Origin of the sequence: Streptomyces lateritius (assembly GCF_014649715.1) — a bacterium.
GTDB classification, from domain to species: domain Bacteria; phylum Actinomycetota; class Actinomycetes; order Streptomycetales; family Streptomycetaceae; genus Streptomyces; species Streptomyces lateritius.
Genome location: NZ_BMTO01000002.1, coordinates 586,476 through 600,686, shown reverse-complemented (window position 1 = coordinate 600,686; position 14,211 = coordinate 586,476). Strand labels below are relative to the sequence as shown.

At 71.0% G+C, this 14,211-nt stretch carries 15 protein-coding genes; 7 read left to right on the top strand and 8 right to left on the bottom strand.

Features of this window, described 5'->3' with window-relative positions; all coding sequences use genetic code 11:
• Positions 1–15: 15 nt before the first annotated feature.
• From folP to IE136_RS06110, 5 genes are all read left to right on the top strand, one after another.
• The gene (folP, locus tag IE136_RS06130; protein ID WP_158988271.1) at positions 16–876 is read left to right on the top strand and encodes a dihydropteroate synthase; all 861 of its coding nucleotides are present in this window, start codon (positions 16–18) and stop codon (positions 874–876) included.
• Positions 873–1,331, top strand: coding sequence for a nuclear transport factor 2 family protein (locus IE136_RS06125; protein WP_189599719.1), 459 nt, complete (start codon positions 873–875; stop codon positions 1,329–1,331). Before folP ends, IE136_RS06125 begins: the two co-directional genes overlap by 4 nt.
• A 201-nt stretch (positions 1,332–1,532) precedes the next feature.
• Positions 1,533–1,892, top strand: a complete 360-nt coding sequence (folB, locus tag IE136_RS06120; protein WP_158988273.1) for a dihydroneopterin aldolase — start codon at positions 1,533–1,535, stop codon at positions 1,890–1,892.
• Positions 1,889–2,488, top strand: a complete 600-nt coding sequence (gene folK, locus IE136_RS06115) for a 2-amino-4-hydroxy-6-hydroxymethyldihydropteridine diphosphokinase (protein WP_158988274.1) — start codon at positions 1,889–1,891, stop codon at positions 2,486–2,488. Before folB ends, folK begins: the two co-directional genes overlap by 4 nt.
• Before the next feature lie 48 nt (positions 2,489–2,536).
• Positions 2,537–3,022, top strand: a complete 486-nt coding sequence (locus IE136_RS06110) for a DUF3180 domain-containing protein (protein ID WP_189599717.1) — start codon at positions 2,537–2,539, stop codon at positions 3,020–3,022.
• Between the two features lie 3 nt (positions 3,023–3,025).
• Here the strand turns inward: IE136_RS06110 and IE136_RS06105 are convergent, their stop codons facing one another.
• The 7 genes from IE136_RS06105 to dacB form a co-directional block, all read right to left on the bottom strand.
• A complete protein-coding gene (locus IE136_RS06105; RefSeq protein WP_158988276.1) occupies positions 3,026–3,553 on the bottom strand; it encodes an SMI1/KNR4 family protein in 528 nt (175 codons plus the stop codon).
• A gap of 142 nt (positions 3,554–3,695) precedes the next feature.
• Positions 3,696–4,301, bottom strand: coding sequence for a GTP cyclohydrolase I FolE (gene folE, locus IE136_RS06100; RefSeq protein WP_158988277.1), 606 nt, complete (start codon positions 4,299–4,301; stop codon positions 3,696–3,698).
• Between the two features lie 88 nt (positions 4,302–4,389).
• Complete coding sequence (gene ftsH, locus IE136_RS06095; protein ID WP_158988278.1) at positions 4,390–6,432, bottom strand: ATP-dependent zinc metalloprotease FtsH; 2,043 nt, start codon at positions 6,430–6,432, stop codon at positions 4,390–4,392.
• 161 nt (positions 6,433–6,593) lie between these two features.
• Positions 6,594–7,133, bottom strand: a complete 540-nt coding sequence (hpt, locus tag IE136_RS06090) for a hypoxanthine phosphoribosyltransferase (RefSeq protein ID WP_132917781.1) — start codon at positions 7,131–7,133, stop codon at positions 6,594–6,596.
• Between the two features lie 41 nt (positions 7,134–7,174).
• Positions 7,175–8,230, bottom strand: a complete 1,056-nt coding sequence (tilS, locus tag IE136_RS06085) for a tRNA lysidine(34) synthetase TilS (protein WP_158988279.1) — start codon at positions 8,228–8,230, stop codon at positions 7,175–7,177.
• A 196-nt stretch (positions 8,231–8,426) separates the two neighbouring features.
• Positions 8,427–9,572, bottom strand: coding sequence for an Rv3626c family coenzyme F420 biosynthesis-associated protein (locus IE136_RS06080; RefSeq protein WP_189599716.1), 1,146 nt, complete (start codon positions 9,570–9,572; stop codon positions 8,427–8,429).
• Between the two features lie 66 nt (positions 9,573–9,638).
• Positions 9,639–11,048, bottom strand: a complete 1,410-nt coding sequence (dacB, locus tag IE136_RS06075) for a D-alanyl-D-alanine carboxypeptidase/D-alanyl-D-alanine endopeptidase (protein ID WP_158988281.1) — start codon at positions 11,046–11,048, stop codon at positions 9,639–9,641.
• Positions 11,049–11,151: 103 nt separating this feature from the next.
• On the opposite strand from dacB, the gene IE136_RS06070 reads away from it, so the two are divergent.
• Both IE136_RS06070 and IE136_RS06065 read left to right on the top strand, forming a co-directional pair.
• Entirely contained in the window at positions 11,152–11,646 is a 495-nt protein-coding gene (locus IE136_RS06070) for an inorganic diphosphatase (protein WP_019888410.1), read from the top strand.
• A 123-nt stretch (positions 11,647–11,769) separates the two neighbouring features.
• Entirely contained in the window at positions 11,770–13,416 is a 1,647-nt protein-coding gene (locus tag IE136_RS06065; protein WP_189599771.1) for a threonine/serine exporter family protein, read from the top strand.
• A gap of 79 nt (positions 13,417–13,495) precedes the next feature.
• Here IE136_RS06065 and IE136_RS06060 read toward each other — a convergent pair whose 3' ends face one another.
• Positions 13,496–14,188, bottom strand: coding sequence for a DedA family protein (locus tag IE136_RS06060; RefSeq protein ID WP_158988282.1), 693 nt, complete (start codon positions 14,186–14,188; stop codon positions 13,496–13,498).
• Positions 14,189–14,211 lie beyond the last annotated feature (23 nt).

The following is a 14,211-nucleotide window of genomic DNA, read 5'->3' as shown; positions in this document are numbered from 1 at the left end:
CCCTAGGCTGGGCATATGAGTACGTTGAGCGGACGGGGCACGGCCTGGGGCCTGCCGGAGTGGGACCGCTGTGCGGTCATGGGCGTCGTCAACGTGACGCCGGACTCCTTCTCCGACGGCGGCCGCTGGTTCGACACCACGGCCGCGGTCAAGCACGGACTCGACCTGGTCGCCGAGGGCGCCGACCTCGTCGACGTCGGCGGCGAGTCGACCCGGCCCGGCGCCAGCCGCGTCGACGAGGCCGAGGAGCTGCGCCGGGTCGTCCCCGTCGTCCGCGGCCTCGCCGCCGAGGGCGTCACCGTCTCCGTCGACACCATGCGCGCCTCCGTCGCCCACGCGGCCGTGGCCGCGGGCGCCAGCCTGGTGAACGACGTCAGCGGCGGCCTCGCCGACCCCGAGATGGTCCCCGCCGTCGCCGCCGCCGAGGTCCCCTTCGTCGTCATGCACTGGCGTGGCTTCAGCCAGGACATGAACAGCCTCGCCGTCTACGACGACGTCGTCGGCGAGGTCGTCACCGAACTGCGCCGCCGTATGGAGGCCGTCGTCGAGGGCGGCGTCGCACCCGAGCGCATCGTCATCGACCCCGGCCTCGGCTTCGCCAAGCACGCCCCGCACGACCTGGCCCTCGTCGCCCACCTCGCCGACCTGCGCGAGCTCGGCAGGCCGCTGCTCGTGGCCGCCTCCCGCAAACGCTTCCTCGGCCACGTCCTGGCCCGCGAGGGCGCCGCCCCGCCGCCCGCCCGCGAACGCGACGCGGCCACCGCCGCCGTCTCCGCCATCGCCGCCCACGAAGGCGCCTGGGCCGTCCGCGTCCACGAGGTCAGAGCCACCGCCGACGCCGTACGGGTCGCCCGAGCCGTCGAGGGAGCCGCGTGACCCCCCAGACCGACACCGAGGCGGTCGAGGCCGCCAACACCGCCTTCTACGAGGCGATGGAGCGCGGCGACTTCGAGGAGGTCTCCGACCTCTGGCTCGACGACGGCGCGACCCCGATCTCCTGCGTCCACCCCGGCTGGCCGGTGCTCTCCGGCCGCGGCGAGGTCCTCCGGTCGTACGCCCTGATCATGGCGAACACCGAGTACATCCAGTTCTTCCTCACCGACGTGAAGGTCTCCCTCGCCGGCGACGTGGCCGTCGTCACCTGCACCGAGAACATCCTCAGCGGCGGGCCGGCCGAGGACGGGGCCGAGCTCGGCCCGCTCGTGGGCCAGCTGGTCGTCGCCACGAATGTGTTCCGGCGCACATCGGAGGGATGGCGGATCTGGTCCCACCACGGCTCCCCCGTCCTCACCGAATCGGAAGAGGAGGAGGACGAGGAGCCCGGCGCCTGACGGGATCCCTGGCCCTTTCGGGTGGCCCGGGGGGTTGGATCACGCGACCCGGGGTAGGGGCCACGCCCAGTGCCTGTGGCCTCGCCTCCCGCCCTCGTGGGCACGTGTTGTCGGTGCCCGCAGGTAGATTCGATGTGGGCAACGACGCCGACCGCACCCGGCTGCGTGCTCACAAGAACTACGACAGCAGGAGTGATTCGCGTGGATCGTGTCGCGCTGCGCGGCCTCAAGGCCCGAGGACACCACGGCGTCTTCCCCAAGGAGCGCGAGGAAGGCCAGACCTTCATCGTGGACCTCGTCCTCGGCCTGGACACCCGCCCCGCGGCCGCCGACGACGACCTGACGAAGACCGTGCACTACGGAGTCGTCGCCGAGGAAGTCGTCGACGTGGTCCAGGGCGAGCCCGTGGACCTGATCGAGACGCTCGCCGAGCGGATCGCCCAGCAGTGCCTCAAGCACGCCGGCGTCCAGGAGGTCGAGGTCGTCGTCCACAAGCCGGACGCGCCCATCACGGTCCCCTTCGACGACGTGACCATCACCATCACCCGGAGCCGAGTGTGAAAGCCACGCACAGCGACCCGACCGTGCAGCCCGTACCGGCCGCCGTCGTCGAGGCCGTCGACGCCGCCGACGTGACGCTCTCCAACCCCAGGTGGGCCGTCATCGCCCTCGGGGCCAACCTCGGCAACCGCCTGGAGACCCTCCAGGGCGCCGTCGACGCCCTGGAGGACACCCCCGGCCTCCGGGTCAAGGCCGTCTCCGGCGTGTACGAGACCGAGCCCTGGGGCGTCGAGGCCGGCTCGCAGCCCGCGTACCTCAACGCCGTCGCCCTCGTGAAGACCACCCTGCCGCCCTCCTCCCTGCTGGAGCGGGCGCACGCGGTCGAGGAGGCCTTCCACCGGGTCCGCGAGGAGCGCTGGGGGGCCAGGACCATCGACGTCGACATCGTGGCCTACGCCGATGTGGTCTCCGACGACCCCGTCCTCACGCTCCCCCACCCGCGCGCCCACCAGCGCGCCTTCGTGCTGGCGCCCTGGCACGACGTGGACCCCGAGGCCCAGCTGCCGGGCCGCGGCACGGTCGCGGACCTGCTCGCGGCGGTCGGCCGCGAGGGAGTCGTGCCACGCGCCGACCTGGAACTCCGTCTGCCCGAGTAGTCGTTAGTCTCGGAGACCCGACACGTACGACGAAGGACAGGACACCCGGTGAAACAACTGCGGCTCAAGGTGCTCGCCGGACTGTTCGTCGTCGCCGGGATCCTGTCCTGGGGCGCGGCCCGGCTGTGGGACGCGGTGGGCACCCTGCCGAGCGTCCCGCTGGCCGCGCCGGTCGTGCTGGCGGCGATCGCGGTCGTCCTGACGGCGACCGCCCTCTCGCTGCGATCCCGCCTCAAGGCCCAGCGCGAGCGCCGGCCGGGCGCGAAGGGCGTGGAGCCGCTGATGGCGGCCCGCGCGGTGGTCTTCGGTCAGGCCAGTGCCCTGGTCGCCGCCATGGTCGCCGGCATGTACGGCGGCGTCGGCGTCTTCCTGCTCGGCTCCCTGGACGTTCCGTCCCGCCGCGACCAGGCGATCTACGCCGGCTTCTCGGTCCTGGCCGGCATCGGCGTGATCGCGGCGGCCCTCTTCCTGGAGCGCGTCTGCAAACTCCCCGAGGACGAGGAGAACGGCAAGGGCACGGCCCCGGCGGCCTGAGGCTCAGCGGCAGAGCGCGTCGATGTCGTCGGAGAACGACGCGAACTCGGCCTGAGCCTCGGCGACGATCGCCTGTGCGGTCCGGCGCGGAGTGGTGGCGTACCGCGCCGCGAGCGTGCCCAGGGCAGGGTCGGGACGTGTCTCCCGCTCCACGTGCAGCGCGGCCTCCATGGGCCCGAAGCCGTCGGCCAGCACCCAGAGGAAGTCGGACAGGTTCCCAGCGACGACTCCGCGCTCCCCCTCGGACCCGAGGAACACCACGGGCTGCTCGACAAGCGCCCGCCCCGGCCTCACACACCAGACCGCGGCAAGCCCTCCGGTCCCGTCCTGCCCGAAGATCCGGTACGCCCCTCCATCGAGCTCGTGGTTCCCCGTCCAGTGCCGCAGCCAGTCGGAAGTCTCCCCGGCGGACTCGAAGGCGTCGTACGGCTCGAAATCGACGCCCTCACCCTCCGCGTACGCGAACTCCACACGGGCCACCTCGGCGAGCGCGGGCGGGAAGCGGCGGTCGTCTTCGGTCGTCTCGATCATGACCGCAGGCTAACCGGCCGCACTGACACCGGGGCCGGCGGTCCGAGACGCACAGCTGTGAGACCAGCCTCTGCCTAGCCGGTGTGAGCCGCGCCCTGCAATTTGCGGCAGCGCTTTCCGCGGGAGGCGACCCGGACCGCTCCTAACGCGCCAATATCAGGGACATGGCCTCGGCTCGTGTAGTCGCGTCACGAAGTTGACCACGCACCGCCGAGGTCGTCGTCTTCGCGCCGGGCTTACGGATGCCACGCAGCGACATGCACATGTGCTCGGCTTCGATCACGACGATCGCGCCCCGCGCCTCGAGGATCTCCATCAGGGAATCGGCGATCTGCGTCGTCAGCCGCTCCTGCACCTGCGGACGACGAGCGAAGACGTCGACAAGGCGGGCCAGCTTCGACAACCCCGTGATCTTGCCCGTTTCAGCCGGAATGTAACCAATGTGAGCTACGCCATGAAATGGCAACAAATGATGTTCACAGGTCGCAGTCAGTTCGATGTCCTTCACGAGGACCAGCTCGTCGTGGCCCAGGTCGAACGTCGTCGTCAGCACGTCCTCCGGCTTCTGCCGGAGGCCGGCGAACAGCTCCTTGTACGCCCGCGCCACCCGCGCCGGCGTCTCGCGCAGCCCCTCGCGGTCAGGGTCCTCTCCGACCGCGATGAGGAGCTCCCGTACGGCGTTCTCGGCGCGCTTCTCGTCGAATTCGCCGATCTCACCCTCGCCGTCCAGCGTCACCGGGTCGGTCATCTGTGCCTCGTTCCGTCTGACTGATGTGCGCGAAAAACGCCGCGCCCCCACAGGCTAGAACCTGTGGGGGCGCGGCATCCATTCCGGGTCAGACCTCCGGGGTCTCCTCCGGGGCCACCTCGATGCCGGTGGTCGGCGTCTTGGCGGTGTCCACCGTCGGGGTGGCCGTGCTGCCGTTCGCTCCGTTCGTCAGTGCCAGCTCCTTGGGGGAGAGCACCGGCGGGCGGGTCGAGGGCGTACGGCGCGAGGAGCCGGTCCAGGCCGGGCGGGCCGGGCGCTTGACGATCGGGGCGAAGATCTCGGCGATCTCCTCCTTGCCCAGCGTCTCCTTCTCCAGGAGCTGCAGGACGAGGTTGTCGAGGACGTCACGGTTCTCGACGAGGATCTCCCACGCCTCGTTGTGCGCGGTCTCGATGAGCTTCTTGACCTCTTCGTCGACCAGCGCGGCGACCTCTTCCGAGTAGTCGCGCTGGTGCGCCATCTCGCGGCCGAGGAACGGCTCGGTGTTGTCGCCACCGAACTTGATCGCCCCGAGCCGCTCGGTCATGCCGTACTGCGTGACCATCGCGCGAGCGGTGGCCGTGGCCTTCTCGATGTCGTTCGCCGCGCCCGTGGTCGGGTCGTGGAAGACGAGCTCCTCGGCCGCGCGCCCGCCCAGCATGTAAGCGAGCTGGTCGAGCATCTCGTTGCGCGTGGTCGAGTACTTGTCCTCGTCCGGGAGCACCATCGTGTAACCCAGGGCCCGGCCGCGGGACAGGATGGTGATCTTGTGGACCGGGTCGGAGTTCGGCGAGGCCGCCGCGACCAGGGCGTGTCCGCCCTCGTGGTACGCGGTGATCTTCTTCTCCTTGTCCGACATGATCCGGGTCCGCTTCTGCGGGCCCGCGACCACACGGTCGATCGCCTCGTCCAGCGAGTGGTTGTCGATCAGCTTCTTGTCGCTGCGGGCGGTCAGGAGCGCCGCCTCGTTCAGGACGTTGGAGAGATCGGCACCGGTGAAGCCGGGGGTGCGGCGAGCGACCGCGCCCAGGTCGACGTCCGGGGCGACCGGCTTGCCCTTCTGGTGGACCTTGAGGATCTCCAGACGGCCCTGCATGTCCGGGCGGTCGACGGCGATCTGCCGGTCGAACCGTCCCGGGCGCAGGAGCGCCGGGTCGAGGATGTCGGGCCGGTTCGTGGCGGCGATCAGGATGACGCCGCCCTTCACGTCGAAGCCGTCCATCTCGACGAGGAGCTGGTTGAGGGTCTGCTCGCGCTCGTCGTGGCCACCGCCGAGGCCGGCACCGCGGTGACGACCGACTGCGTCGATCTCGTCGACGAAGACGATCGCCGGGGCGTTCGCCTTGGCCTGCTCGAAGAGGTCGCGGACTCGGGAGGCACCGACACCGACGAACATCTCGACGAAGTCGGAACCGGAGATCGAGTAGAACGGCACGCCGGCTTCGCCCGCGACGGCACGCGCGAGGAGGGTCTTGCCGGTTCCGGGCGGGCCGTAGAGCAGCACGCCCTTGGGGATCTTGGCGCCGACGGCCTGGAACTTCGCCGGCTCCTGGAGGAACTCCTTGATCTCGTGGAGCTCCTCGACCGCCTCGTCGGACCCCGCCACGTCGGCGAAGGTCGTCTTCGGGGTGTCCTTGGTGATCAGCTTGGCCTTGGACTTCCCGAAGTTCATGACTCGGGAGCCGCCGCCCTGCATCTGGTTCATCAAGAACAGGAAGACGACGACGATGAGGACGAAGGGCAGCAGCGAGAGCAGCACCGACAGGAACGGGCTCTGCCGCTCCGGCGAGACGGTGTAGCCCTTGTCCAGGGCGCCGGAGGCGGCCTGGTCCTGGAGCGTGGTGGTCAGGTTGGCACCCTGGTCACCGATGTAGCTGGCCTGGATCTTGGTGCTGCCGCCGTACTTGTCCTTGTCGGCGCCCTTCTTGAGCTCGACCTTGATGACCTGCTCGTCGCCGGTCGTCAGCTTGACCTGGTCGGCCTGCTTGTCATTGATCGCCTGGACGACCCTGCTGGTGTCCACCGTCTTGTAGCCCTCGGACGAGCCGACGACCTGCATCAGCACGACCACGGCGAGGACGGCCAGCACGATCCACATGACCGGCCCACGGAAGTATCGCTTCACGTCCATCCATACGGAGCGAGAACGCTCCGTCCCTCCTGCCCGTAGGTAAATGCTGCTGTGAGAGCTGCTATGAGAAAAAGCTGTTCTTCGGACGGTACCCCAGCATTGTCACCCGCGGCCGCCTTCCCTTCCTCCAACGGCGGGAGGGCGGCGTGGGTTCCCCTGCCTCAGCCTCCGTACACGTGCGGCGCGAGCGTGCCGACGAACGGAAGGTTGCGGTACTTCTCGGCGTAGTCCAGGCCGTATCCGACGACGAACTCGTTCGGGATGTCGAAGCCGATCCACTTCACGTCGATCGCGACCTTGGCGGCGTCCGGCTTGCGGAGGAGGGTGCAGACCTCCAGGGAGGCCGGTTCGCGGGAGCCGAGGTTCGACAGCAGCCAGGACAGCGTGAGGCCGGAGTCGATGATGTCCTCGACGATCAGGACGTGCTTGCCCTTGATGTCGGTGTCCAGGTCCTTGAGGATCCGGACGACGCCGGAGGACTGGGTGCCGGCCCCGTAGGAGGAGACGGCCATCCAGTCCATGGTGACGGGGGTGGACAGCGCGCGCGCCAGGTCCGCCATCACCATCACGGCGCCCTTGAGGACTCCGACGATGAGCAGGTCCTTGCCCGCGTACTCCGCGTCGATCTTCGCGGCCAGCTCGGCCAGCTTCGCGTCGATCTCTTCCTTGGTGATGAGCACCGACTTGAGGTCGGTGCCCATGTCCTTCTCGTTCACCCGGGTCACTTTCGTTGCAGCGTGCTTCAGCCTTGCCGAATGACCAGTCTGCCACCCTGCCGTCGTGCCTCGACGCGGCCGGGCAGATTGATGGCTCCCTGGCCGCGCCAGCCGGTGATCAGCCGGTCGACCTCCTCGATGTGCCGGGCGAAGAGGGAGCCGGCGGGTGCGCCCTCGGCGATGACGGCGCGGCGCAGGACGCGGCGGCGGACGGCGGGGGGCAGTCCGAAGAGCTTGGCGCATTCAAGGCGGCCGGCCTCGTCCCGTACCAGCGCTTCCACATCGGCGGCCCAGGAGTCGAGGGCGTCGGCGTCGTCGCGGGACAGCTGGGCCGTCCGGGCGAGGGCTTCGACGACACCTTTGCCGAGCGCCTTCTCCAGGGCGGGGAGGCCTTCGTGGCGGAGGCGGGAGCGGGTGTAGGCGGGGTCCGCGTTGTGGGGGTCGTCCCAGACGGCCAGTTCCTGGGCGACGCAGGCCTTGCGGACGGTCTGCCGGTCGAGCTCCAGGAAGGGGCGGCGGTAGCGCCCGGAGGCGCCGGAGACGGCGGCCATGCCGGAGAGGGAGCGGATGCCGGAGCCGCGGGCGAGGCCGAGGAGGACGGTTTCCGCTTGGTCGTCGCGGGTGTGGCCGAGCAGGACGGCGGCGGCGCCGTGGCGTTCGGCGGCGGCGTCGAGGGCGGCGTAGCGGGCGTCGCGCGCGGCGGCCTCGGGCCCGCCCTCACGGCCGACGGTGACGGCGACGGCTTCGACGGGGTCGAGGCCGAGCGCGGCCATGCGGCCGGCGACCTCGGTGGCGCGCTGGTCGGAGCCGTCCTGGAGGCCGTGGTCGACGGTGACGCCGCCGGCGCGGACGGCGAGTTTGCGGGCTTCGAAGGCGAGCGCGGAGGCGAGCGCCATGGAGTCGGCGCCCCCGGAGCAGGCGACGAGCACGAGGGGGTGCGTGCGCTCGTCGTCGCGGGCCGGGTGGGTGGCCTTGTCGTCGGTCGTGTCGGTGGTGCGGATGGTGTGGTGCTCGGTGAGAACGTCGTGGAGTACGCGGCGGACCGCCAGGCGTATCGCCGCGACCGCAGGATGGGGACCCATGTCCGGTGCCCTTCGTGAAGGAGTGGGGTGCCTCGGTCGGAGTCTTAACGGTCGGAAGAGGGGGTTCGGTCACTCAGAGTGCGTCGATGGTGACAGAACCTGGCCGTTACCCGAGCATTGCACGCCCCACCCCTTGCCTAGGGTCCCTCGGATGGGTGATTGGAGGGGTGTTCTTCCGTCGTACGTCGCACCCGTCTCACGAGTCTGCCCTACGGTGCACCCTCGCCACCCAGTCCGCCGGTTCGGCGATCTCGGACTTGGTGGGGAGCGTGTTGGGCGACGTCCACACGCGGTTGAAACCGTCCATGCCGACCTGGTCGACGACGGCCCGTACGAAGCGCTCTCCGTCGCGGTACTGACGCAGCTTGGCGTCGAGGCCGAGGAGCTTGCGCAGGGCGAGGTCGAGGCGTGAGGCACCGCGCGCGCGGCGCTGCTGGAACTTCTCGCGGATCTCGGCGACCGAGGGCACGACCTGCGGTCCGACCCCGTCCATGACGTAGTCGGCGTGGCCTTCGAGGAGGGACATGACGGCGGTGAGGCGGCCGAGGATCTCGCGCTGCTCGGGGGTCTGCACGAGTTCGACGAAGGAGGGTGCGGGCTCGCCCTCCTCGCCCTCGGGGCGGCCGCCGGCCAGGGCCTGGGCGGCCTCGCGCAGCCGCTCGACGACGGTGGAGGGGTCGACGTCGGTGGCGCCGAGAAATGACTGGATCTCGCCCTGCAGATGGTCGCGGAGCCAGGGCACGGCGGTGAACTGGGTGCGGTGGGTCTCCTCGTGGAGGCAGACCCAGAGCCGGAAGTCGTGCGGGTCGACGGCGAGTTCGCGTTCGACGTGGACGATGTTGGGGGCGACGAGCAGGAGGCGTCCGCCGCCGGAGCCCGGGGCGGCGGGGTCACCGGCGGGGAATTCGCGGGTCGCGGGGGCGAAGGTCTCGTACTGGCCGAGGATGCGGGAGGCGAGGAAGGAGAGGAGCATGCCGAGCTCGACGCCGGTGACCTTGCCGCCGACCGCGCCCAGGACGGCGCCGCCGGGGGTGCCCGAGCGGCGCTCCTGCATCTTGTCGAGGAGCGGGGAGAGCAGTTCGCGGAAGCCGGCGACGTTGGCCCTGATCCAGCCCGCCCGGTCCACGACGAGGACGGGGGTGTCCGCCGGTTCGTGGCCTTCGGGGATCATCCGGGTGAAGGCCCTGACGTGCTCCTCGGACGCCTTGGCGTGCCGGCGCAGCTCCGCGACGACGTCGCGGGCCTCCTCGCGGCTCACCTCTGGGCCCGGCTTCACCAGTCGGGTCGCGGTCGCGACCGCGAGATTCCAGTCGACCATCTCGGCACCACCGATGCTCGTCATGCGTCAACCGTACGTTCTCGACGTCTGTTCGGTGAGGGTTCGGAGCTGTTCAGCGCCCGGCGCCCCCTAGGGGACGAGAGCGGCGGAGAGTCGGTCGAGGGCGGGCTGGGCGGTGTACGGGGAGGGGGTCCGACCGGCCAGGAAGGCGAAGGCGAGCAGTCGCCCCTCGGCGGTCACGACGGTTCCGGCGAGGGTGTTGACGCCTGTCAGGGTGCCGGTCTTCGCGCGGATCAGGCCTGCTCCGGGCGCGGTGGGTGCGGTGTCGAAGCGGCTCTTGAGGGTGCCGCTGAAGCCGCCGACGGGCAGGCCCGTCAGGACGGGCCGCAGGGTGGGGCGGGCGGGGTCGGCCGCTCGGGTGAGGAGGGCGGTGAGCAGGGCGGCGGAGACCCGGTCGGCGCGGGAGAGGCCGCTGCCGTCGGCGAACCGCGCCCCGGCGGTCGGCACTCCGAGGGCGTCCAGCTCCGCCCGGACGGCCCTGCCTGCGCCGTCGAAGCTCGCGGGCTGCTTGCGGGCGAGGGCGGTCTGCCGTGCGAGGGCCTCGGCGAGGTCGTTGTCGCTGTGGGTGAGGGTGCGCTCGACGAGGGCGGAGAGCGGCTCCGAGTACGAACGGGCCAGGGGGGCGGCCGTGGGCGTGGCCCGGGGGGCGCGGCCCGGGGCGGGGGCGCCCTGGACGGTGACGCCGGCCGCGCCGAGGAGGTCGGCGAAGGCGGTGGCGGTGGCGCGGGCCGGGTCGGCGGAGCGGGGGGCGGGCCCGCTGTCCGAATCGTCCAGCCGGCCTCCGTCGGTCATCAGGGCGACCACGGGCGCCAGGTTCTCGTTGGGGCCGATGGGGTGGTGCTGCGGGCCCTGGTAGAGGCTCGCGTCGTAGGCCAGGCGTACGGCCGTGACGCCCCTGCCCTTCAGGGCGCGGGCGGTGTCGCCGGCGAGCTTCTTCAGGCGGGCGGTGTCGAGAGTGGGGTCGCCGCCGCCGACCAGGGTGAGGGCGCGGCCGTCCGGGGAGGCCGCGACGGTGGTGGGGATGCGGTGGTCGGGGCCGAGGGCGGCGAGCGCGGCGACCGTGGTGGCGATCTTGACGGTGGAGGCCGGGGTCATGGGGGTCGTGGCGCCCTCGCCGTACAGCTGCTCGCCGGTGGTCGCGTCGACCACGGACGCGGTGCGCAGCGTGCCGAGGCCGGGGTCGGCGAGGAGCGGTACGAGGGTGGCGGCGAGGTCGCCCGGGCGGCTGGAGTCCGGGGCGGCGAGGGCGCGCAGGACGCCGGGGGCGCTCGGAGCCGGGGCGGGGCGCGGGGGGCCTGCGGCGGCCGGGCCGGGCGCGTGATGTGCGCCACCTGTGGGGGCCGCTGCGGCGGCCCGGGCCCGCTCGGCCTTACGCTGACCGTTGTCCCACGGGCCGGCGGCGGTCACCGCTCCGGCGGCCAGGGCCAGACCGAGTACGGCAGAGCACGTCGTGAGCTGCCAGGTCCGCGGCTCCGGCATTGCTGACCAGCCCCTTTCGCGATCACACACAGGCGTGAGGGACACTTAATCACTGCGCGTCGTCGCAGGCATTCACATGTGTTTGATTCAGGAGGAGCCACCCGTGGAGTTCGACGTCACCATCGAGATCCCGAAGGGGTCGCGGAACAAGTACGAGGTCGACCACGAGACCGGTCGCATCCGCCTGGACCGCCGCCTCTTCACCTCGACCAGCTACCCGGCCGACTACGGCTTCGTCGAGAACACCCTCGGCGAGGACGGCGACCCGCTGGACGCGCTGGTCATCCTGGACGAGCCGACGTTCCCCGGCTGCCTGATCAAGTGCCGGGCCATCGGCATGTTCCGCATGACGGACGAGGCCGGCGGCGACGACAAGCTCCTGTGCGTCCCCGCCTCGGACCCGCGTGTCGAGCACCTGCGCGACATCCACCACGTGTCGGAGTTCGACCGCCTGGAGATCCAGCACTTCTTCGAGGTCTACAAGGACCTGGAGCCGGGCAAGTCGGTCGAGGGCGCCAACTGGGTCGGCCGCGCCGAGGCCGAGGCCGAGATCGAGGCCTCCTACAAGCGCCTCGAGGCGCAGGGTGGCGCCCACTGAGCGGGGCGTTTCTGACGTACGTGACGGGCGGTGCACCCCTTGTGGGTGTGCCGCCCGTCTCGCTTGCCGTATGCGCATGTCCATACTGGGCAGGCGGGGCGAATGGGAGTGAGGACGAACACAGTGGTCGCGGAGCCGGAGGGCCCGGAGGACCGGAAGCCACAGTCGGACGAGGCACGCAGCGCCTTCACTCCGCCGCCTGGGGTGGAGCAGCCGGGGGTGCCGGAGGAGGAGCATCCGACCTCGGAGTTCGCCGTTCCCGAGGGGCTGGCGCCGGAGCTGCCGTCCGAGCCGGAGGGCTCGGCGTTCGCGCCGCCCTCCACGTACTCCGCGAAGCACGCGCCACCGGCCTTCACGCCCGCGCACGGCATTCCGCTGGTGCGGCTGTCGAAGGACGCCCCGTGGCAGGACCGGATGCGGACCATGCTGCGGCTGCCGGTCGGCGACCGGCCGGTGCCGGAGGCGCCGCGCAAGGAGGACGAGCCGGGCCCCGCCGTGGGGCGTGTGCTCGACCTGACGCTGCGTATCGGTGAGCTGCTGCTCGCGGGCGGCGAGGGCGCGGAGGACGTCGAGGCGGCGATGTTCGCGATCTGCCGTTCGTACGGTCTGGACCGGTGCGAGCCGACCGTGACCTTCACCCTGCTGTCGATCACTTATCAGCCGTCGCTCGTGGACGATCCGGTCACCGCGAACCGGACGGTACGGCGGCGGGGCACCGACTACACGCGGCTGGAGGCGGTCTACCAGCTGCTCGCCGACATCAACGACGAGGCGCACGAGGTCACGCCGGAGGAGGCGTACCGGCGGCTCGCGGAGATCCGGCGCAACCGGCACCCGTACCCCGGCTGGGTGCTGACGACGGCGGCGGGCGTGCTCGCGGGCGCGGCCTCCGTGCTGCTGGGCGGCGGGGCGACGGTCTTCTTCGTCGCGGCGCTCGGCGCGGTGCTCGGGGACCGGCTGGCGTGGCTGTGCGCGGGGCGCGGACTGCCGGAGTTCTACCAGTTCCTGGTGGCGGCGATGCCGCCGGCCGCGATGGGGGTGCTGCTGACCCTGCTGCACGCGGATCTACGGCCTTCGGCGGTGATCACGGGTGGCCTGTTCGCGCTGATCCCGGGGCGGGCGCTGGTGGCGGCCGTCCAGGACGGGCTGACCGGCTTCTACATCACGGCCTCGGCCCGGCTCCTGGAGGTCGGGTACTTCTTCGTGGCGATCGTGGTGGGCGTGCTGTCGGTGCTGTACGTGGCCGTGCAGTTCGACGCGCAGCTCAACCCGGACGGTGTGCTCAATCCGGTCGAGCGGCCGGTGGTGCAGATCCTGGCGTCCATGGTGCTGTGCGCGACCTTCGCGATCCTGCTGCAGCAGTCACGGGGCACGGTGCTGTTCGCGACGCTGAACGGCGGGGTGGCGTGGGTGATCTACGCGTCGATCGCGGTGACGGCCGACGGGTCGGCGGTCATGGCGACGGCTGTGGCGGCGGGACTCGTCGGCCTGTTCGGGCAGCTGATCGCCCGCTACCACCACACGTCGTCGCTGCCTTACGTGACCGCGGCGATCGGGCCGCTGCTGCCTGGTTCGGCGACCTACTTCGGCGTGCTCGCGATCGCCCAGAACAACCTGGACCAGGGCTTCGCCTCTCTGGCGAAGGCGGCGGCCCTGTCCTTGGCGATCGCGATCGGCGTGAACCTCGGGGGCGAGCTGGCCCGCCTCTTCATGCAGTCCCCCGGCGCGGCGGCGGCCCGCCGCGCGGCCAAGCGGACGCGTGGGTTCTAGGTCGGGTCCGGAAAGTGGCGCCGTCTGCCCGCAGGGCAGGCGGGACTTCACGGACACGGCCCAGCTCTGTGGCGAGCCCTTATCGCCGCGCGTGGCGGCCGCGCTCGGACGGCGGGGTGTCGGGGGTGTCCTCGTCGCGGGTGGCGGCCTTCTTGGACTGGGAGCGGGCGCGGAGGTACTCGATCACGATCGGGACCACGGAGATCAGCACGATCAGGATCAGGATCGCCTCGATGTGCTTGTGCACGAAGTCGATCTTGCCGAGCGAGGCGCCGAGCAGCGTCACGCCCGCGCCCCACAGGACGCCGCCGATGACGTTGAAGGTGATGAACGAGCGGTAGTTCATCCGGCTCACACCGGCGATGATCGGCGTGAACGTCCGCACGATCGGCACGAAACGGGCCAGGATCAGGGACTTCGGGCCGTGCTTCTCGAAGAACTCGTGCGCCTTCTCCACGTTCTCCTGCTTGAAGAGCTTGGAGTCGGGGCGCTTGAAGAGGGCCGGGCCGACCTTGCGGCCGAAAAGATAGCCGACCTGGTCGCCGATGATCGCCGCGAGCACGATCAGGGTGCAGACGAGCCAGAGCGGGGTGTCCAGCTTGCCGGTGGTGACCAGCAGACCGGTGGTGAAGAGAAGCGAGTCGCCGGGCAGGAAGAACCCGATGAGCAGGCCGGACTCGGCGAAGACGATGACGAGGACACCGATCAGACCGAAGGTCTGGATCAGATAGTCCGGGTCGAGCCAGCTCGGTCCGAGGGCAAGCGTATTCACGGGTTCCGGGCTCCTGCGGTCGG

Coding starts and splice junctions, on each gene's coding strand:
- folP (WP_158988271.1), top strand. CDS start 16: ATGAGTACGTTGAGCGGACGGGGCACGGCCTGGGGCCTGCCGGAGTGG.
- IE136_RS06105 (WP_158988276.1), bottom strand. CDS start 3,553: ATGATCGAGACGACCGAAGACGACCGCCGCTTCCCGCCCGCGCTCGCC.
- folE (WP_158988277.1), bottom strand. CDS start 4,301: ATGACCGACCCGGTGACGCTGGACGGCGAGGGTGAGATCGGCGAATTC.
- ftsH (WP_158988278.1), bottom strand. CDS start 6,432: ATGGACGTGAAGCGATACTTCCGTGGGCCGGTCATGTGGATCGTGCTG.
- hpt (WP_132917781.1), bottom strand. CDS start 7,133: ATGGGCACCGACCTCAAGTCGGTGCTCATCACCAAGGAAGAGATCGAC.
- tilS (WP_158988279.1), bottom strand. CDS start 8,230: ATGGGTCCCCATCCTGCGGTCGCGGCGATACGCCTGGCGGTCCGCCGC.
- IE136_RS06080 (WP_189599716.1), bottom strand. CDS start 9,572: ATGACGAGCATCGGTGGTGCCGAGATGGTCGACTGGAATCTCGCGGTC.
- dacB (WP_158988281.1), bottom strand. CDS start 11,048: ATGCCGGAGCCGCGGACCTGGCAGCTCACGACGTGCTCTGCCGTACTC.